Annotated in this window: 20 protein-coding genes and 1 tRNA gene; 8 read left to right on the plus strand and 13 right to left on the minus strand. The window is 64.8% G+C overall.

Annotated features, from left to right (window positions below):
• Window positions 1–23: 23 nt before the first annotated feature.
• The 10 genes from lysA to guaB1 all read right to left on the minus strand — a co-directional run bounded on the left by lysA (window position 24) and on the right by guaB1 (window position 12,519).
• The gene (gene lysA / locus BKA07_RS13750) at window positions 24–1,460 is read right to left on the minus strand and encodes a diaminopimelate decarboxylase (protein ID WP_167951384.1); all 1,437 of its coding nucleotides are present in this window, start codon (window positions 1,458–1,460) and stop codon (window positions 24–26) included.
• Entirely contained in the window at window positions 1,460–2,362 is a 903-nt protein-coding gene (locus BKA07_RS13755) for a DALR anticodon-binding domain-containing protein (RefSeq protein WP_167951385.1), read from the minus strand. Before BKA07_RS13755 ends, lysA begins: the two co-directional genes overlap by 1 nt.
• 110 nt (window positions 2,363–2,472) lie before the next feature.
• A complete protein-coding gene (locus BKA07_RS13760; RefSeq protein ID WP_167951386.1) occupies window positions 2,473–3,648 on the minus strand; it encodes an MFS transporter in 1,176 nt (391 codons plus the stop codon).
• A gap of 45 nt (window positions 3,649–3,693) precedes the next feature.
• Entirely contained in the window at window positions 3,694–6,237 is a 2,544-nt protein-coding gene (locus tag BKA07_RS13765; protein WP_167951387.1) for an FtsX-like permease family protein, read from the minus strand.
• A complete protein-coding gene (locus BKA07_RS13770; RefSeq protein ID WP_245161952.1) occupies window positions 6,234–6,971 on the minus strand; it encodes an ABC transporter ATP-binding protein in 738 nt (245 codons plus the stop codon). Before BKA07_RS13770 ends, BKA07_RS13765 begins: the two co-directional genes overlap by 4 nt.
• A 111-nt stretch (window positions 6,972–7,082) precedes the next feature.
• Window positions 7,083–7,158, minus strand: a tRNA-Arg gene (locus BKA07_RS13775).
• A gap of 87 nt (window positions 7,159–7,245) precedes the next feature.
• Window positions 7,246–8,280: a M15 family metallopeptidase gene (locus tag BKA07_RS13780; protein WP_167951389.1), complete on the minus strand. Its 1,035-nt coding sequence runs from the start codon at window positions 8,278–8,280 to the stop codon at window positions 7,246–7,248.
• A gap of 269 nt (window positions 8,281–8,549) precedes the next feature.
• Window positions 8,550–9,602 (minus strand): hemolysin family protein, encoded by a 1,053-nt coding sequence (locus BKA07_RS13785; RefSeq protein WP_167951390.1) that lies wholly within the window; start codon window positions 9,600–9,602, stop codon window positions 8,550–8,552.
• Complete coding sequence (locus tag BKA07_RS13790; RefSeq protein WP_167951391.1) at window positions 9,602–10,930, minus strand: hemolysin family protein; 1,329 nt, start codon at window positions 10,928–10,930, stop codon at window positions 9,602–9,604. The genes BKA07_RS13785 and BKA07_RS13790 overlap by 1 nt, the downstream gene beginning before the upstream one ends.
• 131 nt (window positions 10,931–11,061) lie before the next feature.
• On the minus strand, window positions 11,062–12,519 hold the full coding sequence (gene guaB1, locus BKA07_RS13795) for a GMP reductase (protein ID WP_167951392.1): 1,458 nt from the start codon (window positions 12,517–12,519) through the stop codon (window positions 11,062–11,064).
• A gap of 101 nt (window positions 12,520–12,620) precedes the next feature.
• On the opposite strand from guaB1, the gene BKA07_RS13800 reads away from it, so the two are divergent.
• The 3 genes from BKA07_RS13800 (at window position 12,621) to BKA07_RS19960 (ending at window position 17,189) form a co-directional block, all read left to right on the plus strand.
• The gene (locus BKA07_RS13800) at window positions 12,621–16,427 is read left to right on the plus strand and encodes a multifunctional oxoglutarate decarboxylase/oxoglutarate dehydrogenase thiamine pyrophosphate-binding subunit/dihydrolipoyllysine-residue succinyltransferase subunit (protein WP_167951393.1); all 3,807 of its coding nucleotides are present in this window, start codon (window positions 12,621–12,623) and stop codon (window positions 16,425–16,427) included.
• The gene (locus tag BKA07_RS13805) at window positions 16,424–17,038 is read left to right on the plus strand and encodes a GDSL-type esterase/lipase family protein (protein WP_342449076.1); all 615 of its coding nucleotides are present in this window, start codon (window positions 16,424–16,426) and stop codon (window positions 17,036–17,038) included. The genes BKA07_RS13800 and BKA07_RS13805 overlap by 4 nt, the downstream gene beginning before the upstream one ends.
• Window positions 17,039–17,114: 76 nt before the next feature.
• On the plus strand, window positions 17,115–17,189 hold the full coding sequence (locus tag BKA07_RS19960) for a 50S ribosomal protein bL37 (protein ID WP_371860662.1): 75 nt from the start codon (window positions 17,115–17,117) through the stop codon (window positions 17,187–17,189).
• 100 nt (window positions 17,190–17,289) lie between these two features.
• Here BKA07_RS19960 and rsrA read toward each other — a convergent pair whose 3' ends face one another.
• Complete coding sequence (gene rsrA, locus BKA07_RS13810) at window positions 17,290–17,562, minus strand: mycothiol system anti-sigma-R factor (protein ID WP_167951394.1); 273 nt, start codon at window positions 17,560–17,562, stop codon at window positions 17,290–17,292.
• Window positions 17,559–18,167, minus strand: a complete 609-nt coding sequence (locus tag BKA07_RS13815) for a sigma-70 family RNA polymerase sigma factor (protein WP_167953226.1) — start codon at window positions 18,165–18,167, stop codon at window positions 17,559–17,561. Before BKA07_RS13815 ends, rsrA begins: the two co-directional genes overlap by 4 nt.
• Window positions 18,168–18,363: 196 nt before the next feature.
• Here BKA07_RS13815 and BKA07_RS13820 point away from each other — a divergent pair, with 196 nt between their 5' ends.
• The 5 genes from BKA07_RS13820 to BKA07_RS13840 are packed head-to-tail and all read left to right on the plus strand — an operon-like array spanning window position 18,364 to window position 23,302.
• Window positions 18,364–18,861, plus strand: coding sequence for a DoxX family membrane protein (locus tag BKA07_RS13820; RefSeq protein WP_167951395.1), 498 nt, complete (start codon window positions 18,364–18,366; stop codon window positions 18,859–18,861).
• Complete coding sequence (gene aroA, locus BKA07_RS13825) at window positions 18,854–20,170, plus strand: 3-phosphoshikimate 1-carboxyvinyltransferase (RefSeq protein WP_167951396.1); 1,317 nt, start codon at window positions 18,854–18,856, stop codon at window positions 20,168–20,170. Before BKA07_RS13820 ends, aroA begins: the two co-directional genes overlap by 8 nt.
• A 1-nt stretch (window position 20,171) precedes the next feature.
• Window positions 20,172–21,182, plus strand: coding sequence for a ribosome small subunit-dependent GTPase A (gene rsgA / locus BKA07_RS13830; protein WP_167951397.1), 1,011 nt, complete (start codon window positions 20,172–20,174; stop codon window positions 21,180–21,182).
• Between the two features lie 9 nt (window positions 21,183–21,191).
• Window positions 21,192–21,986, plus strand: coding sequence for a histidinol-phosphatase (gene hisN, locus BKA07_RS13835; protein WP_167951398.1), 795 nt, complete (start codon window positions 21,192–21,194; stop codon window positions 21,984–21,986).
• Window positions 21,983–23,302, plus strand: coding sequence for an aminotransferase class I/II-fold pyridoxal phosphate-dependent enzyme (locus BKA07_RS13840; protein ID WP_245161953.1), 1,320 nt, complete (start codon window positions 21,983–21,985; stop codon window positions 23,300–23,302). The genes hisN and BKA07_RS13840 overlap by 4 nt, the downstream gene beginning before the upstream one ends.
• A gap of 121 nt (window positions 23,303–23,423) precedes the next feature.
• Here the strand turns inward: BKA07_RS13840 and BKA07_RS13845 are convergent, their stop codons facing one another.
• Window positions 23,424–23,972, minus strand: a complete 549-nt coding sequence (locus BKA07_RS13845; protein ID WP_167951399.1) for a YceI family protein — start codon at window positions 23,970–23,972, stop codon at window positions 23,424–23,426.
• Window positions 23,973–24,153: the final 181 nt, after the last annotated feature.

Below are 24,153 nucleotides of genomic sequence, written 5' to 3' on the forward strand. Positions count from 1 at the left end.
CTTTTCACTGTCTTCGATGGCACTTACGCGCTGCCTTCCGCGCTCATCCCCGGATCGCTGCGCAGCATCTGGGAATAGGCCTCGGGCGTGACGATCCACTCAACCTTATCCGCTGTCACGGCCAGGACCCCGGGTTTCGGCACGTGGTTGTAGTTGTTCGCCAGGGAACGGCAGTACGCACCGGTGCTCGGGACGGCGACGAGGTCACCGGAGGACACATCGGCGCCCATGTATTCGTCGCGGACGATGATGTCCCCGGATTCGCAGTGCTTGCCCACCACACGCACGATGGCGGGTTCTGCCGCGGAGTTCCGATTGGCCAAGCTACACGAATAATCCGCATCGTAGAGTGCTGTCCGGATGTTGTCGCTCATCCCGCCGTCGACGGCGACGTAGGTGCGGATCCCATTGTCGGTGCTGACCTCTTTGACCGTGCCGACACGATAGAGGGTGAACATGGACGGCGACACGATCGCACGACCGGGCTCGATGGAGATCCGGGGCACGTTCGTGCCCAGCCCCCGGCATTCCTTGGCGACGACCTCCGCGAGCTCCTGGGCCATCTCTGCCACCGGGATCGGTGTGTCCTGCGAGGTGTAGCGGATGCCGAAACCGCCGCCCAGGTCGACATCGGGCAGGTCGACGCCGTGTTCGGCCATGATCTCGGCCCTCAGTGCGAGCACACGGGCCGCGGCGACCTGGAAACCGGAGATGTCGAAGATCTGCGAACCGATGTGCGAGTGCAGACCGTCGAAGCGAAGATGAGCGGAGTCGGCCACCGCGGCGGCGGCCCTGGCTGCGGTGCCCGCGGACACGGAGAGACCGAACTTCTGGTCTTCGTGTGCCGTGGCGATGAAGTCGTGTGTGTGAGCCTCGACCCCGACGGTCACGCGCAGCATCACCGGGGCGATGGTGCCCTTCGCGGCCGCGATCGATTCGAGGAGGGAGATCTCGTCGAGGCTGTCGACGAAGATCCGCCCGACACTGTAGTCGAGGGCGTATTCGAGTTCGGCGGTCGACTTGTTGTTGCCGTGCAGCCCGACCCTCTCCCCCGGGACCCCGGCGGCGCGGGCGACCATCATCTCCCCCAGCGAACAGGTGTCGAGACCCAGCCCGGCTGCATGGACCCACCGGGCGACGGCGGTGCACAGGAAGGCCTTCCCCGCGTAGAAGACATCGACGCCGGCCAGGCCCCTCGCCGTGGAGAACGCGCTGGAGTAGGCACTCAGATAGGTCTCGGCTCTTCTCCTGAAGTCATCGACATCCATGACCAGGGTGGGAGTGCCATAGGCCTCGGCCAGATCGGTGACCGCGTGCCCGGCGATGGCGAGGACTCCGGACTCGGACTTCACGACGTTGTCGGCCCACAGGCTGGGCAGCAGCGCGTTGACGTCATCGGGGTAGGGCAGCCACACGGGCGCGGGGGTGGCGTGCATCGTGCCGGCGATATGTGCAGGCATTACATCCTCTCCGGGGCGGAAACGCCCAGTAGTCGAAGTCCCGTGGCCAGGACGTTGATGGCGGCTCGGTCGAGGACCAGCCGGGAACCATGCAGGCTCGTGATGTCCTCATCGACGGTGGGGGTCACCGTGCATGTGCGCATCCAGACGACAAACAGCCGAGCAGCAGCCGTGAGGTAGTCGGTGATGCGCCGGGGCTCTCCTCGCGAGGCCGACCGTTCTGCGGTGGGCAGGAAGTCGGCAAGTGCCGACAGCAGTGCCGTCTCCGCGGGATCGGTCAACGTCAGCGGCTCCGGGCCGGCATCGGGAACCTGAGCGGAGGCCGCCCGGCGCTCGATGCGGCACGCTGCCGCGTGGACCGATTGGACGAAGTACACGGGATTGTCCGGGGCGGCCGCGCGCAGAAGGCTCGGCTGTGCCTGAGGCGAGGACGCCGGTGCACCGCTCGCAGCGAGAAAACGCAGCGCGTCCGAGCCGGCCTGCCGGCACAGCGACTGCAGCTCCGGTCTCGACGCGATCCGCTCAGTGACTGCGACCTCGATCCTCGTCGCCGTCTCCGCGTCGGGGCCGAATGTCCTGCCGGCGGCGGCGATGTCCGCAGCTGTCCGAGTCAGACGTTGGGCAGACACGGTGATGTTGAGGAATCCGGGACCCGAGACGTCGACAGCTGCCACTGCGGTGCTGCTGCGCAGCTCATCGGCGAGTTCATCGGCCAGGCTTCTGGGATCGGTGCCGAGCATCCGTGCGCAGCGCAGCGCGATGGTCGAGCTCCAGTCTCCCCTCCCGGCATGCTTCGGACGGCGAAGTTCGGGATCCGGAGCGGAGTTGCCGTCGATTCCCCGTGCGGCGGCGACGTTCGCCAGTGCACGCGACAGAGCGGTCTGCAGAAGTTCCGGAGTCACGTGCTCAGATTACTCGTCACCGGTTGTCGACGGCGAATCCGACGTCACATTCTGCGTCATCGGCATCCTCGCACTCCGCGGCATCGGCATTGTCGGCGCTCGTCTCGGACTCAGATGGAGCCGGGCCGACAGGCGGAGAAGCTGACGGCGAGTTTGACCGCGGTGGAGGCCAGCACCACCGCGAACGCGGGCCACATCACATCGAAGCTCTGGATCAGGAATGCGAAGATCAGGGGCCCGGTTGCGGCCATCAGATAGCCGCCTCCCTGGACGAAGCCGGAGAGAGCTGCGGAGGCCTCGGCGCTGCGTGAGCGCAGGGTGATCAGAGTCAGAGCCAGCGGGAATGTGGAGATTCCGATGCCCAACAGAACCGTCCACAGCACGGGCGCGGCTTGGGGTATGAGCCACAGCCCGAGGTATCCGACGGCCAGGCACAGGCAGAATGCCACGACGATCGGCGAGGCGGTGCGCAGCTTCTGCGCCAGCAGCGGCAGGACGAAGCCGAGCACCAGTGGAATCGCGGTCACGAGTGCGAGCATCGCTCCGGCGAAAGCCGCATCGAAGCCCGAACGCGTCAGCAGGGTCGGCAGCCAGGTGAAGAGGATGAAGTTGTTGAAGGAGGTCAGTCCGGTCATCGTCATCAGCGCCCAGGCACGCCGTGTCTTCACCAGCCGCAGGAGTTCGCTGCCGCCGACGACGGTGGCGGACACCTGTGCTCTGGGGGCAGGCCTGAGCACCGCGATCACAACCCATACGGCGATCGCCGCAGCGGCTGAGGCGGCCCACACGAGCAGAGACCCTCGCCACTCGAATCGCGCGGCCAGCGGAACCGCCACGAGCGGCGGAATGAACGTGCCCAGCTGCAGCAGGCCCACGTGCACCGTCGACATCAGTGCGACACGATTGGGGAAGTAGGACTTCACGACGGGCGGTACGACCACGTTTCCGATGCCCATGCCCAGCAGCGCGAGGACGCTGAGGACGAGGAAGATCGTCGGGGAGTCGATGACCGCTCGCACACCCAGACCCACGGTGATCATGACCATCGCCGCCAGGGTGATGGTCAAACCAGAGAAGCGGTTGTACAGACGCGGAGTGATGAATCCGCTGAGTCCGTACAGCAGCGGTGGCAGCATTCCGATGAATGCGAGGAAGACCGCGCTGAGGTGGATCTCCTCGCCCATCGCGTCCAGCAGAGGTGAGAGTCCGGTCACGCCCGGGCGAAGGTTGAATGCGGCGACAACGATCTCGATGACGACCAGAACGGATGTCCACGCAGATTTCATGATTGCATTTCTATCATCCCGGCGATCGCGCGGATCTCGGAGGGGTCAGTTCTCCTGTTTGAGTCCTTCGACCGGAGACAGCCGCGCGGCGCGACGGGCGGGAGCAAGCGCGGAGAGCAGGCCGGCGAGGACCGCCGCAACGAGGATCCCCAGAGTGCCAGGCAGCGACCAATCGACGATCAGCTGGTCCGAATAGTCCGTCGTGATCAGCCGGGTGCCGATGATTCCGAGGCCGCCGCCGAGGACGAGGCCGATCAATGCCGCCACCGAGGAGATGAGAACCGCCTCGAGCGCGAGCAGAGCCCGCAGCTGGGAGATGCTCAGCCCCAATGCCCGGAGCAGAGAGTTCTCCCGCCGCCGTTCGATCACCGACAGGCTCACCGTGTTGGAGACTCCGATCAGGGCGATGAGGACCGCCACGAGCAGCAGGGCCACCGCGACCGACAGCAGGATGTCGATGAATTCGGAGTACTGCCCCCGCGCGACTGCCGAGCCGACCACCTCGTCGCTGGTCACGTCGAGGGCTGCAGCCACATCGTGTTGGATCCGGAAGATGTCCGCCACCTCGGCGTCCGCATCCACCTTCACCAGCACCGAGGTCGACGTGGCGGACACCCCCAGTTCGTTGCCGACGTCCGGGGTGGTGAAGTACACCAGGCTCGATTCGCCCGCCTTCTGGACCGGCAGCGTCCTCTCAGCGAGTCCTTTGACGCGGATGGTCTCGTCCGCGAAGTCGCTGGGCACGAGGATCTTGCCACGCACCAGCGGTGCTGCCCCGTCGCCGAGCACCGTCTTGGCGGACTCCGGGTCGATGACGTAGAGGTCAGGGGGCGTGTCATCACCGACGACCTGTGCCCGATGAGCCGCAACGACGGTGTCCACTCCTGTGATCTCACGCACCTCGTCGATCTCGTCCTGGCCGACGGTGGTCTCGAGCGGGACCGCGATGTCGACCGGATAGCGCTGGTCGAGACCGTGACCCAACGTTGCCTTCGTCGACAGTCCCCCGACGAGGATGGTGGAGACCAGGGTGACGCCGATGATGAGCGCGGTAGCAGTCGCGGCCGTGCGTCGCCGATTGCGCAGGGTGTTCAAGGTCGCCAACTGTCCCGGCAGTCCGAACGGGGTAAGGATGAGATCGCCGATCGCCGCGACGACGGGCGGAATGATCACAGTGGAGCACATGACGAGCCCGAAGACGAGAAGCGCCCCTCCGATCGCCCCGCCGAGGACCCACGACTCGGCGCTGTGGACTTCGACGGGGGAGACGAACAGCAGCAGTGCCCCGAGTCCGATGCTCACCCACCCGAGCACATGCCGGACCCGGCTGTGCCGCGACGGAGTGAAGGATTCGTCGAACGGCTGCAGGGCCTCGAGCGGGGTGACCGCGATTGCGCTGCGAGCCGGCCGGATCGTGGCCAGCACCGTCAGCAGCACCCCGACGGCGATGCCGATCGCCAGTGCCGAGACCGGAATGCTCAGATTCACATACTCGAAGTCATTGGGCCAGACACGCTTCGCTCCGGCAGCCAGACAGAAGCTGAGACCGGCTCCGGCTGCAGCTCCGAGGATCGAACCCAACAGTCCGACGAACGCTCCCTCGGCGACGACCGAGCCGTAGAGCTGCATCCTTGAGGCTCCCAGGCAGCGCAGCAGGGCAAGTTCGCGTCTGCGCCCGGCCACGATGACGGAGAACGTGTTCGACACGACGAGGATCGCCACGATGACCGAGATGCCGGCGAAGACGAGCAGCAGCGAGGTGATCGCCTCATTGCCGCCGGAGAGGCGTTCGGCTTTGGCGTCGATCGCATCGTCGACGGCCATGGCCTCGAGGCTTCCCTGCAGTTCGGACGACTCGATCGTGGCCTGCAGACCCGCCCGAACAGCGTTGGGGTCGGCGCCGTCCTCGAGCGCGATCTGGATTGCGATGACGTCACCCTGCTGGGCGAAGTACTCCTGATAACTCGCCGAGGTGGTCATCGCACGGTGTGTGCCCGCCGTCGCCGGGCTGCCGCCCATCGAGGCGAGACCGACGACGGTGAACATGGTGTTGCTCTGTCCCGGACCACGGTAGACGGGCATGTCCTCATCGGCAGGGTCGACGGTCACCGAATCGACGGAGAAGCGGATCTCATCGCCGATGCCCACGCCCAGATCGGCAGCGGTCGCCTCATCGAGGACCAGGTCGGTGATCGACTCCGGGCGGGAACCGCTGGCGATCGAGAATGTGTCCAGGCGCGGATCGGCCGGAGTCGGGGTGATGGCGAACGTGCTCTCCGAGAATTCCTGTCCTCGCCCCGTCGTCGTGGTGCGAGCGTTGACTGCGGCCGTCCGAACCCCGTCGACGTCTCCCAGTTCCTCCGTCAGCGAGGCGGTTTCGTGACCGTTGACGAAGACGTCCTCGGCCGGGACGACGACGAGGTCGGACCGTGAGAATGTGTGCCCGACGGCCTCCTTCAGACTCGCCTGCAGCGAAGAGTTGATGATCAGGGTCGAGGCAACGAACCCCGCAGCCAGGGCGATGCCGAGTCCCACCGCGATGAAACGCGCCCAATGGATCCGGATCTCCGCCAGTGCGACTGAGATCACAGATCGCTCAATTGGCTCAGTGCGCTCACCACGGTTTCCCTGGTCGGCTGCTGGACTTCCCCACTGGCGCGACCGTCCTTGAGCAGCACGACTCGGTCCGCGTGCGATGCGGCCTTGGGATCGTGGGTGACGAGGATGATCGTCTGCCCGTAGCGAGTGGTCGCACCGTGCAGCAGAGCCAGCACCTCGGCTCCCGACTGCGAGTCGAGGTTACCCGTCGGCTCGTCCGCGAAGATCACATCAGGTCTGGTCAACAGGGCACGGGCGACGGCCACACGCTGCTGCTGCCCGCCCGAGAGCTCGTGCGGGCGATGCCTCAGCCTGTCACCCAGGTCGAGCCTGTCGACGACTTCCGCCTTCCAATCCGGATCGATGCGCTTGCGGGCCAGAGACACCGGCAGTTCGATGTTCGCCTCGGCGCTCAGAGTCGGTACGAGGTTGAACGCCTGGAAGATGAATCCGACCCGGTCCCGACGCAGCCGGGTGAGCTCCTTGTCGTTGAGCCCGGTGATGTCCTGCCCGCGCATGGTGATCGCTCCGGAGTCCACCCTGTCAAGGCCTGCGAGGACATGCATGAAGGTGGACTTTCCCGACCCGGACGGGCCCATGATCGCGGTGAAGCGGCCTGCTTCGAAGTCCACGCTGATGCCGTCCAGTGCCGTCACCGCGGTGTCGGCTCTGCCGAAGGACTTGCACACCGACTGCGCTCTGAGCACGACATCGGTGCTGGTCATTTCCGCAGGATTCGACATCTCGCGCCTTCATCAGCTGGATTGGGGTTCACCGACCACCCTAATCGGTGAGCGCAAAAACCGCCCACCTCAAGCGATGAGGAGGGCGGCATGTGGTGCCCGCGACAGGATTCGAACCTACGACCTTCTGCTCCGGAGGCAGACGCTCTATCCACTGAGCTACGCGGGCAACGGATGCAATGCTATCACCGACCGGTGATGCTTCCCAAAACGAAACCGCGTGCAATCGAGTCTCGATTGCACGCGGTCGAAAGTGTCAGGCGCCCTTCATGTCCTTCCGGGCAGGAACGTATTCCCAGTGCCAGAGTTCATAGGCGTTGCGCTTGGCCCAGTCCGGGTTCTCCCAGCCGTATTCCTCACCGTGGGCGACCAGCCAGTCGTACTGGACACCGGTTCCGTTCTGAGTGCCGCCACCGAGGTCGAGAGCGATTCCCCACCCGTGATTCGACGTGCCGGGCCGGGCGGCGAAGCCCGGCTTGCGCTCGGCAACGGAGATCTGGGATTCGAGCGAACGGTAGGAGTCGGTGATGGCGAGCTCTTTGCCGGTGTCCTTCTTGAACGCGGCATTCATCTTGGCAAACGAGACAGCGGCATCCGCACGCAGTTTGTGATTGCCGACGCCGAGCTTGCACAACGTGTCTTCGGGCAGCTCACCGTTGGAGGCCTTCTCTTCGGGTGCTTCACCGTCGCAGCCGGGCAGAACGGTCTTGGTGATGGCGCGCGACGCAGCTTCCACCTTGGTCTGCTTGGCGCTCGGTGCGCCGATGGCCATGGAGGTCTTCTCGTCATCTGCCTTGACGTCGGCGGAGACGGACTCCGAGTTGATGGCGCGGGTCTGCGTATCGGCCGCGGTCTCGTCGACCTTCACTTCCTGGTTGCCGCTCATATTGCCCGCGACCATCACAGCGGCGATCGCAGTGCCCGTCACGGACACGGTCGCCAGTGCGGAGAAGGTGGTGACACGGCGACGACGCACCGAGCGCAGAAGGGAGCCATCCGATCCGCGACTGCCCATCGACGCGGCGACGAATGCGGAGCCGCCGCGCTCAGGCCGGGCTTCGGCCTCCTTGGCCATCGCGGCCCGGCGCGGAGAACCTGCTGCCGCCCTGGCCTCGGCCGCCATCGCGGCGCGACGGGGCGAGACAGCTGATGAGTTCGAATCCAAGAACGGTGACGCCGATGTCGCGTTCTGCTTGGAGAAGACAGATGGAACGTGTGAAGAGGTGTGCTGCTTGCGCAGATCGCGTCGGCGAACCGGCATCGCCTCTGCGGTCGAGGACTCACTCGACATATTACTCCGTACTGTTGTCCGTATTTCGGCCGCCATGTATCCGGGCGAACGAAAACCTGATGTCACAACACTATAACGACATCGTTACAGAATGTCACTTTGTGTTCATGCACAGCGTGTGACGTGGGCAGATGCTCGTATTTCGGCATGCGGGACGGCCGCAGAACCCTAGTTCGCGACCGTCCGATCCCTCCATAGGTAACATATCGTTACAAACGAGCGGGCGCTCTGATGACGCGTGTCACAGATTCGCGCCTGATTCATGCGCGTCATTCGAAGCGACGCCGCTGCATCGCATCCTGAACTTCGCCGACGAGCTCCTCCAGGACGTCCTCGAGGAAGAGGAGCCCCAGGACGTCGCCCTCCGCAGAGAGGACCCTGGCCACGTGGATGCCGGCTCGCTGCATCTGTGCCAACGCTTCTTCGACTTCATCACTCTCGGTCACGGTGAACAGGGGCCGGAAGCGCTTGCCAGGCACCGGGGCACCGTATTCGACGCCGCTGTCGGCGTAGAGGACGTCCTTGATGTGCAGGTAGTCCTGCGGGTAGCCGTCCGAATCCACGACGAAGTACCGGGAGAAGCCCGTCTTGCCCACGAGGGTGACAAGCTCATCGGGAGTGACATCCTCGGTGATCGTGATCAATTCGGACATAGGGACCATGATGTCGACGGCGCTCTTGTCGCTGAACTCCAACGCCCCCTTGAGCAGTCCGGTGTCATCGGTGAGCAGACCTTCGCGCTTGGACTCGGCGACGATGGACTCGACCTGTTCGATCGTGAACGCCTCATTGACCTCATCGCGGGCCTCGATCTTGAACAGGTGCAGGATCGAGTTGGCCAGCCCGTTGAGGGGTCTGATGACGAACCCGAACACTCGGGAAAGGAAGACGAGTGGGGGCGCGAGCAGCATGACTGCACGGGCCGAGGTCGCCAGTGCCATGTTCTTGGGCACCATCTCCCCGATCACCACGTGCAGATAGGTCACGACGCCGAGGGCCAGGACGAAGGAGATCGTCGAGGACAGACCCGCGGGGATCCCCAGTCCCTCGAGCGGGCCCGAGAGCAGGTGATGGATCGCCGGCTCCGCGACGTTTCCCAACAGGAGCGAGCAGACGGTGATGCCCAGCTGACAGATCGCCAGCATCAGCGAAACGTGCTCCATGGCGTAGAGGGCGGTCTTCGCCGCCGACGATCCCTCCTGTGCCCGAGGCTCGAGCTGTGAGCGTTTGGCCGCGACCACAGCGAACTCCGCGGCGACGAAGAAGGAATTGCCCAGAAGCAGGACGACGAGCCAGACGAGGCCGAACCAATCAGTGCTCATCAGACTTCACCTCCCTGTTCGTAGCCGGCCGAGTCGGTGGCGCGCATCAGTATTCGCAGTCTCTCGACTCGGCGTCCGTGCATGCGTTCGACGCGGATCAGTGCGTCTTCGGTGCGGATCTGGTCTCCGGGCTCCGGGATCCGGCCGAGTTCTTTGAGCACGAAGCCGGCCAGGGTCTCATAATCGGAATCTTCGGGGATCTCGAGGCCGGTGGTCGAAGACACCTCATCGGGACGAAGCTGGCCCGGCACGATCCACGTTCCGTCCCGGGCGGGACGTGCCGCCACACGCATGCGATCGTGTTCGTCGGCGACCTCGCCCACCAGTTCTTCGACGACGTCCTCAAGGGTCACCACGCCGGCCGTCCCTCCGAATTCGTCGACGACGACAGCCATCTGCAGCCCCTTCGACCGGAGCTCCATGAGCAGCGGGTCGAGTCTCAGGGTTTCGGGAATCTCGGTCACCTCCGTCATCAGTCCCCCGGCATAGGCGTCGTCGCGATTGGCCAGCGGCACGGCGAACGCCTGTTTGACGTGGACGACTCCGACGATATGGTCCTTGTCCTCCCCTGCCACGGGGAATCGGGAGAATCCGGTCTCACGCGCCTGTTCGATGATCTGCCGCGCGGTCGTGTCCTTGACCACGGACGACATCCGGGTCCGCGGGGTCATCACGTCCTCGGCGCTGCGCTCCGAGAAGCTCAGCGTACGCTCTAGCAGATCGGCCGTCTGCTCGTCGAGCATTCCCTCGTCGGCGGAGTGACGCACCAGAGAGGTCAGCTCCTCCGGCGAGCGGCCGACCGAGCCCTCTTCCTGGGGCTCGATACCCACGGACAGCAGGATCTTGTTCGCGGTGCCGTTGAGCACACTGATCACCGGCTTGAAGGCGATGGAGAACACGTATTGCATGGGCGCCGCGATGCGTCCGGTGGCCAAGGGCACGGCGATGGCCAGATTCTTGGGGACGAGCTCCCCGAAGATCATCGACAGGACGGTCGAGACGATGAGCGCGATCGTCAGCGCGATCGGGGCTGCCAGACCGGGGCCGGCTCCCATCGACTCGAACACCGGCGCCAGGAGCTTGCCCAACGAGGGCTCCATGAGATAACCGGTGAGAAGAGTCGTGATCGTGATGCCTACCTGAGCCGCAGACAGCTGCGTGGACAGGTGAGTCATCGACCGGCGCAGCGTCTTCGCGCCGACGACGCCGTCCTCCACCGCCTTGTCAGCGGTGTGGCGATCGAGCGTGAGGAGCGAGAACTCTGCGGCGACGAAGACGCCGGTGCCGCAGATGAGGATGAGGGCTAAGGCAAGGTACAGCCATTCCATCAGTGACGATCCCTGCCGTTCTCTCTCAGGAGATCACCGTCTGTTCTGCGTGCGAACCTCGCAGGGTGGGGTTCGTCATCTGGGTCGCCGGCTTCCCGCCGGCCGGGACTGTCACTGTGCATGAGAAGAGCTTACCAACTCCGGGACAGGGGGCGGCCCTCGTCGTATCCGGCCGCACTTTGGACGCCGACCGTCGCGATCTCCGCGAATTCCGCGAGATCGCGGGCACCGGCGTAGGTGAAGGAACTGCGCACACCCGAGGTGATGCCGTCGAGCAGGTCTTCGACCCCAGGAGATTCAGGGTCAATGTACATAGTCGACGATGAGATCCCCTCTTCGAACAGACCCTTGCGCGCGCGAGAGAATGCTGACTCCGTCCGGGTCCGGTTAGCTACCGCGCGCGCAGAGGCCATGCCGAAGCTCTCCTTGTACTTCCGGCCCTCGCCGTCGATGAGGAGGTCGCCGGGCGACTCGTGGGTGCCGGCGAACCATGAGCCGACCATCACCTGCGAGGCCCCCGCCGCCAGGGCCAGGGCCACATCTCGGGGGTAGCGGACTCCCCCATCGGCCCAGACGTGGGCGCCCAACGCCTTGGCCGCCTCGGCGCATTCGCGAACCGCCGAGAACTGCGGGCGACCGACTGCCGTCATCATGCGGGTCGTGCACATGGCACCGGGCCCGACCCCGACCTTGATGATCTGAGCTCCGGCCGACACGAGGTCGCGGACCCCATCGGCCGTGACGACATTGCCGGCCACGATCGGAACACCGAGGTCCGCCGAGGCGATCGAACTCAGCGTGTCGAGCATCTTCATCTGATGACCGTGGGCAGTGTCGACGACGAGCACATCGGCACCCGCCTCGACGAGGGCCGAGGCCCGATCGACGGCATTGCCGTTGACTCCCACGGCCACGGCGATCTTCAGCCTCCCCCCGTCGTCGAGGTTCGGAGCGTAGATCGATGACCGCAGCAGCGAATTGGGGGTCAGGGACCCGAGCAGCTTGCCGCTGTCATCGACGACCGCGGCGAATGGCGTACGGGCTTCGTTCATGGTCTCGAACAGGGACTCCAGCTGCGCATCGTCGGACCAGTCGACTTCAGAGGCCCTGACGACATGCGGGGACGGCTCGAGAAGTTCGGACACCGCGGTGAAGCGATCGACGCCTCTGAGGTTGTTCGCATCGATGACGCCTTCGAGCATGCCGGCTCCGTCGACGACGACGCCGAATCCGTGGGAACGTTTGGCCAGTACATGCAGAGCATTGAGGACGGTGTCGTCAGGAGAGAACCGCAGAGCGGATTCGAAGACGCGATCGCGGCTCTTGACCCACGCGATCGTGTCCCGAGCCGCAGTCAGGGGGATGTCCTGCGGCAGTACGGCGAGGCCGCCTCGGCGGGCCATGGTCTCGGCCATTCGGCGACCGGACACGGCTGTCATGTTCGCAGCCACGATCGGCGTGGTCGAGGCCGATGGGTCGGTCGTGGACAGGTCGACGTCGAACCGGGAGGTCAGCGCCGAAGAGTTGGGAACCAGGAAGACATCCGAGTACGTCAGATCATTATTCGGGTCATTTGAGATGAAACGCATAACACTATTGTCCCCTATGCGGACATACTCGGGCACATCGCGTTAGGCTGGTGGTGTCGTTAAGCAGCAATTCTTGAATCAGGAAGTAGGCGATCAACGCCGTGTCCGTCAATACTCCGAACCGCACCATCGACGACTTCGGGTCGAATGAGTGGTTGGTCGAGGAATTGTATGAGCAGTACAAGTCCGATAAGAACTCGGTCGATAAATCGTGGTGGCCGTTCTTCGACAAGTACGAGAAGAACCAGGGCGGGGCGACACAGAAGTCCGACGAGTCCTCGTCCGCCGCGAACTCCGGCTCCAATACGGGGGCGAAGACCGACTCCAAGACGGCTGCGAAACCCACCACCGAGTCAGCGCCGAAGGCTCCGGCGAAGTCCACCGACAAGGCCGCGAAGGACAAATCGGCCACGAACAAGTCCGGCGCGGACTCCGAGCCGGACGAGAGTCCGCGCGGAGTCTCCCCGTCCTCGGCTCAGTCAGAGACGCTGAAGGCCGAGACCAAATCAGTGCCCAAGGTCGCCGTCAAGGACACCGAGCCCAAACCGGAGCCCGAAGAGACGGTCACCCCGCTGCGGGGACCGGCGAAGCTCATCGCCAAGAACATGGATGACTCGATCGAGGTTCCCACGGCCACCTCCGTGCGTGCGCTGCCCGCCAAGGCCCTCATCGACAATCGCATCGTCATCAACTCCCATCTCAAACGGACCCGCGGTGGAAAGGTCTCCTTCACCCACCTGATCGGCTACGCGGTCATCCGGGCGCTGCAGAACATCCCCTCGCAGAACGTCTCCTATGACGTCCGCGACGGCAAACCCGTCATGATCTCGCCCGCCCACGTCAACTTCGGACTCGCGATCGACGTCCCGAAGAAGGACGGATCACGCACACTCCTGGTGCCCAACGTCAAGAAGGCCGACACGCTGACCTTCCGCCAGTTCGTCGATGCCTACGACGGACTCGTCGACAAGGCCCGACAGGGCAAGCTCACGGCCGACGACTTCGCGGGCACCACGGTTTCCCTGACCAACCCCGGCGGAATCGGCACCGTGCACTCGGTGCCGCGCCTGACGAAGGGTCAGGGCTGCATCATCGGCGTCGGCGCACTCGACTATCCTGCCGAGTTCCAGGGCGCCAGCCAGCACACGATCAACAAGCTGGCGGTCTCGAAGGTCCTGACACTGACCTCAACCTACGATCACCGAGTCATCCAGGGCGCAGGATCCGGTGAGTTCCTCAAGCTCGTCCACAGCTACCTCCTCGGCGAGGACGGCTTCTACGACGACGTCTTCGAGTCGCTGCGTCTGCCCTACGAGCCCGTGCGCTGGGTGCCCGACGTCTCCGCCGAAGACCAGGACGACGTCAACAAGACCGCTCGCGTCATCGAACTCATCGATTCCTACCGCACTCGGGGCCATCTCATGGCCAACATCGATCCGCTCGTCTATCGACAGCGTTCACACCCGGACCTCGACATCAACCAGCACGGGCTGACCCTGTGGGACCTCGAACGTGAGTTCCCCACCGGCGGCTTCGGCGCCAAGCCGATGATGCCCTTCCGCAATATCCTCGGACTTCTGCGTGAGAGCTACTGCCGCACGATCGGCTTCGAGTACATGCACATCGCCGATCCACTGCAGCGACGCTGGTTCCAGGCCAAGATCGAGGTCCCGCATCAGGAGCTGACACGTTCGGAGCAGGGGCACATCCTCGGTCGTCTCAATGCGGCGGAGGCTTTCGAGACCTTCCTGCAGACGAAGTACATCGGACAGAAGCGCTTCAGCCTCGAAGGCGGCGAGTCGGCCATCGTCCTCCTCGACGAGGTCCTCAACCAGTCGGCGGACACCGGCATGGACCAGGTTGCCATCGGCATGGCTCACCGTGGACGCCTCAACGTGCTCACCAACATCGCAGGCAAGTCCTATGCGCAGATGTTCCGTGAGTTCGATGGGACGATGTCCCCGGACAGCGTCCAGGGCTCCGGCGACGTCAAGTACCACCTGGGCACCGAGGGGTCCTTCACCTCGCCGGCCGGCAACTCGACCGATGTCTACGTCGCGGCCAACCCCAGCCACCTCGAGACGGTCAACCCGATCCTCGAAGGCGTCGTGCGCGCCAAGCAGGACTCCATCGACCAGGGTGAGGCCGGCTTCACCGTTCTGCCGGTACTCGTCCACGGTGACGCGGCATTCGCAGGGCAGGGCGTCGTGACCGAGACGCTCAACCTCTCGGAGCTGCGCGGCTACAGGACCGGCGGAACCGTCCACATCATCATCAACAACCAGGTCGGATTCACCACACCGCCGGCCTCGGCCCGTTCGTCGTTCTACTGCACGGATGTCGCTAAGTCGATCAACGCCCCGATCTTCCACGTCAACGGGGACGACCCCGAAGCCGTCGTCAGGGCCGCGCGACTCGCCTTCGAATACCGTCAGGAATTCAACCGCGACGTCGTCATCGACCTCGTCTGCTACCGCCGCCGCGGTCACAACGAGGGCGACGACCCGTCGATGACGCAGCCGCTGATGTACTCGCTCATCGAGAAGAAGGGGTCGGTGCGCAAGCTCTACACCGAATCGCTCGTCGGCAGGAAGTGCATCACCGACGAGGAAGCCAGCGAAGCGCTCAAGGACTACCAGTCGAAGCTGGAATCGGCGTTCGCCGAAACCAAGGAAGCCGAGACCGGCTCCTCCGATGGGGACGCCTTCAACGCTCCGCACGTGCCCAGCGACATCGAAGCATTCAACAATGCCGAAACCGCGATCAGCACGGAGGCGTTGCAGCGCATCGGGGAGGCCTTCGCCGAGATTCCGGAGAACTTCACGATCCATAAGAAGCTGCGCGCGCTCCTGGAGAAGCGCAAGGAGATGGCGCTCTCCGGCGGCATCGACTGGGCCTTCGCGGAGCTCCTCGCCTTCGGTTCACTGCTCATGGACGGAATTCCGGTTCGCCTCTCGGGTCAGGATTCCCGCCGCGGAACCTTCGTGCAGCGTCATTCGGTGCTCATCGACGCCGTCAACGGAAACGAATGGACGCCCCTGCAGAACCTCAGCGATGAGCAGGCCCGCTTCTGGGTCTACGATTCGCTGCTGAGCGAGTACGCGGCGGTCGGCTTCGAATACGGCTACTCCGTTCAACGCAAGGACGCCCTGGTCGCCTGGGAAGCCCAGTTCGGTGACTTCGCTCAGGGTGCCCAGACCGTCATCGACGAATTCATCTCGTCTTCGGAGCAGAAGTGGCAGCAGAACTCCGGCATCGTCATGCTCCTCCCCCACGGGTACGAAGGTCAGGGCCCCGACCATTCCTCGGCCCGCATCGAGCGCTACCTGCAGCTGTGCGCGGAGTCGAACATGACGGTGGCCCTGCCGTCCAACGGCGCGTCATACTTCCACCTCCTGCGCCGACACGCGATGACGACGAACAAACGTCCGCTCATCGTCATCACCCCGAAGTCGATGCTGCGCCTCAAGGCCGCAGCGAATGTGCCCGAGGACTTCACCACAGGCACATTCGAACCCGTCATCGACGATGCCTCCGTCGATCCCGATCAGGTCGACCGTGTCGTGCTGGTCTCCGGCAAGCTCTACTGGGAGCTGAAGGCTCAGCGTGAGAAGAACGGCGACACCACGACGGCCCTCGTCCGCGTCGAGCAGCTCTACCCGCTCGACGAAGACGCCATCGCGGCCCTCCTCGACCGCTACCCGTCCAGTGCACAGCTGGTCTGGGCACAGGAGGAGCCGGAGAACCAAGGTGCGTGGCCGTTCATGGCGATGAACATGCCTGAGCTGCTCGGCGACCGTGAGCTCACCCCGGTCACTCGCCCCGCCTCGGCTGCGACCGCCACCGGCCTCAAGCACGTCCATGAAGTCCAGCAGAAGGAACTCATCGACAGGGTCCTCCGCCGGTGAGCTCAGTGAACCCGATGACCGTCGCCGTGGTCGGTGGCCCCCTGGTCGCCGGCCACGGCGATGGTCGTGGCCTGGGGTGGGTCGGGCGCGTCACCGCCAGGACGCTTCCGAGCGTGCCGGATCTGAGAGTCTTCCCCCTGGCGGTCCCGCATGAGGACTCGGCCGGACTGCATGCCCGCACCATCACCGAGGCATCGTTGCGATTCACCTCCGACGGTGACAATCGACTGGTCCTGGCCCTGGGCTCGGGCGACCTCGACTCCGCTCGATCGGTGGCTCGAGCGCGCCTCGACGTCGCGAATGTGCTCGACGAAGCACTGGCGCGCAAGGTCTCGACCTTCGTCATCGGGCCGCCTCCGGAGTACAACTCCGATCGCAACCGTGCGATCTCCGAACTCAATACGAGCTTCTCGGACGTGGCCAAGCGCCGCGGCATCGCATACGTCGACACGTTCACCCCGCTGCTCGGTCATCCCGTCTGGCAGCGTGAGATCGCATCGTCACGAGACCATCTTCCCGCTCAGGAGGGCTACGGTCTCCTTGCCTGGTTGGTGCTGCATCGCGGGTGGTTCCCGTGGCTGGGCGTCCAGGACGTCATGGGTGACGTGTGACCCTCTCCCGCCGGCGGCGCTTTGCCCCGGCACGATGGTCATGAAAGAATGGAATGTCTAGCGAAGGAGTGCAATCATGAGCAAACGCAGCCGTAAGCGTCACGACCGCCGCCGCAACAAGGCGAACCACGGAAAGCGTCCGCTCGGCTGATTCTTTCGAATCACGCGAGCACACGAAAGTGGGCGGAAAGAGTCATACTCTTCCCGCCCACTTTTCTATGCTCGGTCGTTCCTTCGCTCGGTTCGGCGACTCAGGCACCGGCCCCCGGCCAGACGGCCTGTTCCGTGGCGATCCTCTGGCGGATCTTCTCGCGCAGGCCCATCGGCGCCTCTTCGCGGCTGCACGATCTGCGGACCAGCTCCTTGAGCAGCGCTTCGATCTCGTATTCGTCATGGCACGACGGGCAGTGTTCGAGGTGGACCGAGATCTCGCGGATCTCCGTCGTCGTCAACTCCCCGTCCAGGTAATGGTAGATGCGCGTCAGGGATTCCGCGCGCACGTTCTCGCAGCATTCGTCGCTCATTTCGCACCTCCCGCAGCCTGGGAGAAGCCACGATCCGCGGCGTAATCGGCCAGCATGTCGCGCAGCTGACGGCGCCCGCGGTGCAGACGTGACATCACGGTGCCGATCGGAGTATCCATGATTTCTGCGATCTCCTTGTAGGGAAGACCTTCGACGTCCGCGTAGTAGACGACCATGCGGAAATCCTCGGGCAGCGCCGACAGAGCGTCCTTGACGTCGGAGTCGGGCAGGTGGTCGAGGGCTTCGAGCTCCGCGGAGCGACCGCCCGAGGACGAATGGCTCGCGGCCTGCGCGATCTGCCAGTCTTCGATGTCTTCGCTGCCGTGCTCCTGCGGCTGGCGCTGCTTCTTCCGATAGTTGTTGATGAAGGTGTTCGTCAGGATCCGGTACAGCCACGCCTTGAGGTTGGTTCCCGGCTTGTACTGATGGAATGCGGCGTAGGCTTTCGCATAGGCCTCTTGGACCAGGTCCTCCGCATCGGCTGGATTTCGGGTCATTCGCAGGGCAGCTGCGTAGAGCTGATTGAGATACTCCAGAGCGTCACGCTCGAAACGGGCCGAACGTTCGGCCTGCGTCTCGGGGACTTCTTTGACTGATTCGGTCATCACCGTCAATGGTACGCCCGTTCTCTCGAGGACGGCAGTGGCGTTCACAGACTTCTCCTTCTGCCTTTCGACTCAGCACCGGTCGATCATCGCCACCGGCACGTGTTGTCCATTCCAACACCGGGGCGAGGCCCCACTATTCCCGGACAACCGTTATGCTTGCCAGTGAGATGCCCGACACGTAGGAAGGACCACAGTGTCTCCAATCAGATTCCTCGCACGGCCCATGCTGGCCGCCGGCTACATCGCCAACGGAGTCGACCGTCTGCGTCGCCCGGATGCAGCGGCCGCTTCCATCGCACCACTGCTGAACATGGCACGCAAGCAGGTCGACGTGCCCCTTGACGCCCCGACCTTGGCCCGCGCGACCGGAGCGGCGCAGGTCGCTGCGGGTTCGCTGCTGGCCATCGGCAGGTTCCCCCGCGTGAGCGCGACGATCCTCGTCGGCACCTACCTGCTTGACACCGTCGGCGAGCGGATCGCCGCGGATAAGGCCACGTCGAAGGATGAGAAGCGCGAACGCACCGAGCGCACCCTGATTCGCACCTCGATGCTCGGAGGCGCCCTTCTGGCCAGCGTCGACACCGCGGGCAAGCCGGGACTGTGGTGGCGGACCCAACATGCCGCCGAAGATCTGTGGTCGTCTGTCGAAGGGACCTCCAAACAGGCGATGAGTGCACTCGGCGTTGACTGACACACCTGGCAGCACTGCGCCCGTGACCGGTGACTGGCTCGCGCCCGTCGCCGGTCGCGGCGTCACCGCGAATGTCGGCGTTCCCGGTTCGAAGTCCCTGACCAACCGCTACCTCCTCCTCGCAGCGCTGGCCGAATCCGACTCGCTGGTGCGCGGATGGCTGCACAGTCGCGACACTGCGCTGATGGTCGAGGCCCTGAGAGCCCTCGGTGCCGGGATCGAGGAGAGCCACGGCGACCTGCGCATCACCCCCATCGACTTCTCTTCCGGAGACCACACAGCCGCAGCCTCCATCGACTGCGGCTTGGCCGGGACCGTCATGCGCTTCATCCCCCCACTGGCCGCCGCGACCGGTCGAGAGGTCGTCCTCGACGGTGACGAACAGGCCCGGGTGAGACCGATGTCGGTCATCATCGATGCGCTGACCGACCTCGGCGCCTCCGTTTCGGCGGAGAACGGGCTGCTTCCGATCACGATCCGTGCGGAGTCCCGGCTGCGAGGCGGTCATCTCGAGGTCGATGCCAGCGCATCCAGCCAATTCGTCTCGGGCCTGCTGCTGACCGCTCCCGTCATGCCTCTGGGCATCGAGCTCGTCAATCGCGGTGAGCCCGTCCCCAGTCGCGCGCACGTCGATATGACGCTCGAGGTGCTCGCCGATGCGGGAGTCGACGTCACGGAGCCCGAGCCCGAGCGCTGGATCGTCGAACCGGGCCTCCCCCGCGGCCTCGACGTCCACGTCGAACCCGACCTGTCGAACGCCGCGGCGTTCGCCGCCGCCTCGCTGGCCACCAACGGTGATGTCACCATCCTCGATTGGCCGGTCCACACGACGCAGGCCGGCGACGGTTTCCGGGCCATCGCAGAGGCTTTCGGAGCCGCCGTGTCCCTCGACAGGAACGGGCTGAGAGTCCAGGGGCCAGAGGTTCTGCGAGCCGTCGACCTCGATCTTTCGGCGGTCGGCGAACTCACCCCCGTGGTGGCCGCTCTGGCGGCACTCGCAGACGGCACATCCACTCTCACCGGCATCGGGCACCTCCGCGGTCATGAGACCGATCGACTCTCGGCTCTGCGCCGCGAACTCGGCGCGGTCGGTGTGGAGGTCGAAGAGCATGCCACGGCTCTGACCATCACCGGTTCACAGCTGCGCGCCCGCACCTGGCACACGTACAACGACCACCGCATGGTCATGGCCGGGGCTGTCCTCGCGCTGAGGGTCGACGGACTCATCATCGAGAACGCCGACACCGTAGCGAAGACTCTGCCCGAATTCACCCAGCTCTGGGAAGCCATGCTGAATCGCGGCACCTGAGATGGCGCGCATCTACCGTGACGAGGACTACCGCCCTCGCCCGAACAAGCGCGGGTCCCGACCCCGGACGAAGAACAGACCGAACCACGATGCCGCGCTCGACGGCCTCGTCACCGCTGTCGATCGAGGACGGTATCGTGTGGTGCTCGCCGACCGGTCAGGCAGCTTCCTCGGCGATGTCACCGCCGTCCGGGCCTCCCACCTGCGCAAGGATGCGGTAGTTCCCGGCGACATCGTCAAACTCGTCGGCGACACCTCCGGCAAACGGGGCTCTCTGGCCCGGCTGGTCGAGATCTCGGACAGACGAACCCTGCTGCGCCGCAGCGCCGATGACACCGATCCGAGCGAACGCGTGATCGTCGCCAACATCGATGTCATGGGCATCGTCACCGCCACCGAGGATCCCGAACCCTCCTACGGACTCATCGATCGCGCCCTGGCTGCGGCCTTCGACGCGGGCATCGCTCCCCTGCTCATCGTCACCAAGACGGATCTCAAGCCGGCCGACGACATCATCGAGCGGTTCTCACTCTCCGGTGTCGAGATCGTCTCCTCCGGACTCGATCCCGAGGGAAGACTGACCGACGCCACGGTCTTCGACCGCCTACGGGGTCGGATGAGCGTTCTCATCGGGCATTCGGGAGTGGGCAAGTCGACGCTGATGAATGCTCTCGTCCCTCGGGCGGAAAGAGCGACCGGGCACGTCAACGACGTCACCGGACGGGGTCGGCACACCTCCTCCTCGGCGATCGGTCTTCGCCTCGAGGGCGGCGGTTGGCTCGTCGACACTCCCGGCGTCCGCAGCTTCGGACTGGCCCACGTCGACCGGGAGACGCTGATCTCCGCGTTCCCCGAACTCGTCGAAGCCACCGCCGAATGCGCGCGCGGCTGCACCCATCTCGCAGATGCTCCTGGGTGTCGACTCGACGCCTGGGTGGCCGCGGGCCATGCGGGCCCCGGTGGAGTCTCACGCTTGGAGTCCCTGCGCAGGCTGCTGCTCGGGGCTGGATAGGGTGGAGGCATGAACGATCTCGACCTCGCGACCGAACTCGCCGATCTCGCCGATTCCATCAGCTTCCGTCATTTCACGGCTCAGGACTTCACCGTCGAGACGAAACCCGACCTGACACCCGTGACCGAATGCGACCGTGCTGTCGAATCCGCGATCGCGGACAGGCTTCGCCGCGACCGTCCCGAGGACAGCGTGATCGGCGAGGAGTTCGGCTCCCATGGAACCTCGCCGAGGCGGTGGATCGTCGATCCCATCGACGGCACGAAGAACTTCGTCCGGGGCGTACCGATCTGGGCCACACTCATCTCTCTGTACGAGGGACAGGACCCGATTCTCGGTGTGGTCTCCGCACCTGCCCTCGGCCGCCGGTGGTGGGCCGAATCCGGTCACGGGGCGTTCGCCTCGGCGTTGGGGGAACCGGCCAGACGGATCCACGTCTCCGACGTCGACGCGCTCGAGGACGCCTCCTTGTCGTACGCCTCTTTGAGCGGATGGAAGGAGATCGGCGTCCTCGACGGGTTCCTCGCTCTGTGCGCGTCCCTATGGCGGACCCGCGGCTATGGAGACTTCTATTCCTACATGCTGCTGGCCGAAGGCGCGGTCGACCTCGCCTGCGAGCCCGAACTCGAGCTCTACGACATGGGTGCCCTCGTCCCGATCGTCATCGAAGCGGGCGGGACATTCACGAACACGGCCGGAGTTCCCGGCCCCTTCGGCGGCAACGCCGTCGCGAGCAATTCCCGACTGCACGAACTTGCTCTCGATCGTCTGGGCAGGGTCGCTCCGGCCAGGACCGGGGCATGAGGCAAGAAGACACCACGGACCAATTCGACGATGGAGGCAGACAGTTGCCCGATGTGATGCGTGCCGAGCTGTGGCATTCGATGGCCGAAGCGGCCGGGCTGATCAATGGAGACGGGACGATCGGTGAGACCGTCTACGGTCAGATGACCGCGTTGGCCGCGCGGACCGGAGCCGTGAACCTGGGGCAGGGCGCCCCGGGGACCGATCCACCCCCAGAGCTCATCGAGGCCGCGGCCGACGCGATGCGCGAAGGGTACAATCAGTACGCTCCGGGGCAGGGATTCCCCGCGCTGCGAGAAGCCGTTGCCGGGCAGCGTCGGCGGGACTTCGGCCAAGAGATTTCGTCCGACGACGTGCTCTACACCTGTGGAGCCACAGAGGGCCTCACCGCCGCGATCCTCGCCCTCCTGCCACGCGGCGGCACCGTACTCGCCTTCGAACCGTTCTACGACTCCTATCCGGCCGCCATCGCCGCTGCCGGCGGATCGCTGGTCACTGTGCCGATACTCCCGACGGCAGAGGGCGGATTCGAACCCGATTGGGAGCGGTTCGACACGGCGGCCGCCGATGCGGACGCTCCCCCATCCCTCATCCTCGTCAACACACCGCACAATCCCACGGGCTTCATGTTCAACACCGAGGATCTGGCGCACATCGGTGACGCGGCCGTCGCCGCAGACGCCTGGGTGCTCACGGACGAAGTCTACGAACAGCTCGTCCTCTCCGACACGACGCACGTGGCACCGGCAACGGCCATCGACGACGAAGCGCGGGTCGTGACAGTCTCCTCGGCGGGCAAGACCTGGAACGCGACCGGATGGAAGATCGGCTGGGTGATCGCCGAACCCGCGGTCCGCGAGGCCGTCCAGGCAGTCAAGCAGTTCCTCACCTACACCGCCGGCGGACCGCTGCAGATCGGCATGGCCCGCGCACTGGACGGCGCGGGCGACTTCGCGGCCGAGAACCGGCGGTCTCTGCGTGAACGCGCCGAGATTCTGGTCCCGGCATGCCGCGGACTGCCCGGAGCGATCGCGTCGACGCCCGCGGCCGGGTACTTCACCGTCGTGGATTTCTCCGCACTGACGGACCTCGATGCGTTCGAGCTCAACGATCTCCTGGCACGGCGGTACTCACTCGTCGGAATTCCCGTTCCTGCGCTGTGTCGGGCAGGATCGTCGGCACACGCGGCGTACAGATCCTCGATCCGATATTCGTTCTGCAAGTCGGTGGCCGACGTCGACCGTGGAGCGCAGCTGTTCGACGAACTCGCGGCAGAGCTGCGACGGGACCCCGATGCCCTGCGCGGCGAGAGCTGAGCTCATCCGACGCACTGGACCCAGCTGATCTCGCCTGGACAGCAGGCAAGCCCAGGGGGCGGATCGCAAGTCTGCGATCCGCCCCCTGTTGTGCCAGCTCCTGCTGTTTCGGGCCTTTGGCTCAGACCTTGACGAGTTCGAGCTCCAGCTCGATCTTGATCTTGTTGGATACGAGCAGCTCGCCGCCGCCGAGGACGGCGTCGAACTCCATGCCGAAGTCCTTGCGGTCGACAGTGGCGGCTGCCGACAAGCCCGCGACCTGGTTCTCATTTGGATCGGTGGCGACACCGCTGAACTCGGTGGCGAAGACGACTTCCTTGGTCACGCCGCGCATCGTGAGGTCGCCGACGAGCTCGAACTCATCGGCGGACTTCGCGTTGATGCCTGTCGAGGTGAACGTCAGCTTGGGATTCTGCTCGGACTCGAAGAAGTCACCGCTCTTGAGGTGACCGTCACGCTGAGGGTTGCGAGTGGTGATCGATTCGACGTCGGCCTCGGCCGTCACCGTGCTGTCCTCGAGACTCTCGGCGACGCTGACGCTGCCCGCGATGTCCTCGAAGTGTCCGCGGACCTTCGAAACGCCGGCATGGCGTGCGGTGAAGGTGAACTCGGAGTGGACGGGATCGATGTTCCAGGTACCGGTGGTGAGTCCCTGTGGAAGAGCGGTCATGGCGTCTCCTTTTAGTTGAACTTTGAAGTACAAGAATCACTATAGTTTCACTTTCAACTATATGCAAGTCAACCCGATCTCCACCCCGACTGACTCGAAGCAAGGGACAGGCCGCCATGTGGTCGAGGTCACTCGATATCGATTTGGTCTGCCGGAATCGCCTCGTGTAATGTGGGTACCA

The organism is Brevibacterium marinum, assembly GCF_011927955.1.
GTDB classification, from domain to species: domain Bacteria; phylum Actinomycetota; class Actinomycetes; order Actinomycetales; family Brevibacteriaceae; genus Brevibacterium; species Brevibacterium marinum.

Bases quoted from the DNA above. Each gene is read 5' to 3' on its own strand.
- hisN (WP_167951398.1), top strand. From the start codon at position 21,192: ATGAACGATCTCGACCTCGCGACCGAACTCGCCGATCTCGCCGATTCC.
- BKA07_RS13780 (WP_167951389.1), bottom strand. From the start codon at position 8,280: ATGTCGAGTGAGTCCTCGACCGCAGAGGCGATGCCGGTTCGCCGACGC.
- lysA (WP_167951384.1), bottom strand. From the start codon at position 1,460: ATGCCTGCACATATCGCCGGCACGATGCACGCCACCCCCGCGCCCGTG.
- BKA07_RS13845 (WP_167951399.1), bottom strand. From the start codon at position 23,972: ATGACCGCTCTTCCACAGGGACTCACCACCGGTACCTGGAACATCGAT.
- BKA07_RS13770 (WP_245161952.1), bottom strand. From the start codon at position 6,971: ATGACCAGCACCGATGTCGTGCTCAGAGCGCAGTCGGTGTGCAAGTCC.
- BKA07_RS13760 (WP_167951386.1), bottom strand. From the start codon at position 3,648: ATGAAATCTGCGTGGACATCCGTTCTGGTCGTCATCGAGATCGTTGTC.
- BKA07_RS13815 (WP_167953226.1), bottom strand. From the start codon at position 18,167: ATGACCGAATCAGTCAAAGAAGTCCCCGAGACGCAGGCCGAACGTTCG.
- BKA07_RS13840 (WP_245161953.1), top strand. From the start codon at position 21,983: ATGAGGCAAGAAGACACCACGGACCAATTCGACGATGGAGGCAGACAG.
- rsgA (WP_167951397.1), top strand. From the start codon at position 20,172: ATGGCGCGCATCTACCGTGACGAGGACTACCGCCCTCGCCCGAACAAG.
- BKA07_RS13785 (WP_167951390.1), bottom strand. From the start codon at position 9,602: ATGAGCACTGATTGGTTCGGCCTCGTCTGGCTCGTCGTCCTGCTTCTG.
- rsrA (WP_167951394.1), bottom strand. From the start codon at position 17,562: ATGAGCGACGAATGCTGCGAGAACGTGCGCGCGGAATCCCTGACGCGC.
- guaB1 (WP_167951392.1), bottom strand. From the start codon at position 12,519: ATGCGTTTCATCTCAAATGACCCGAATAATGATCTGACGTACTCGGAT.
- BKA07_RS13790 (WP_167951391.1), bottom strand. From the start codon at position 10,930: ATGGAATGGCTGTACCTTGCCTTAGCCCTCATCCTCATCTGCGGCACC.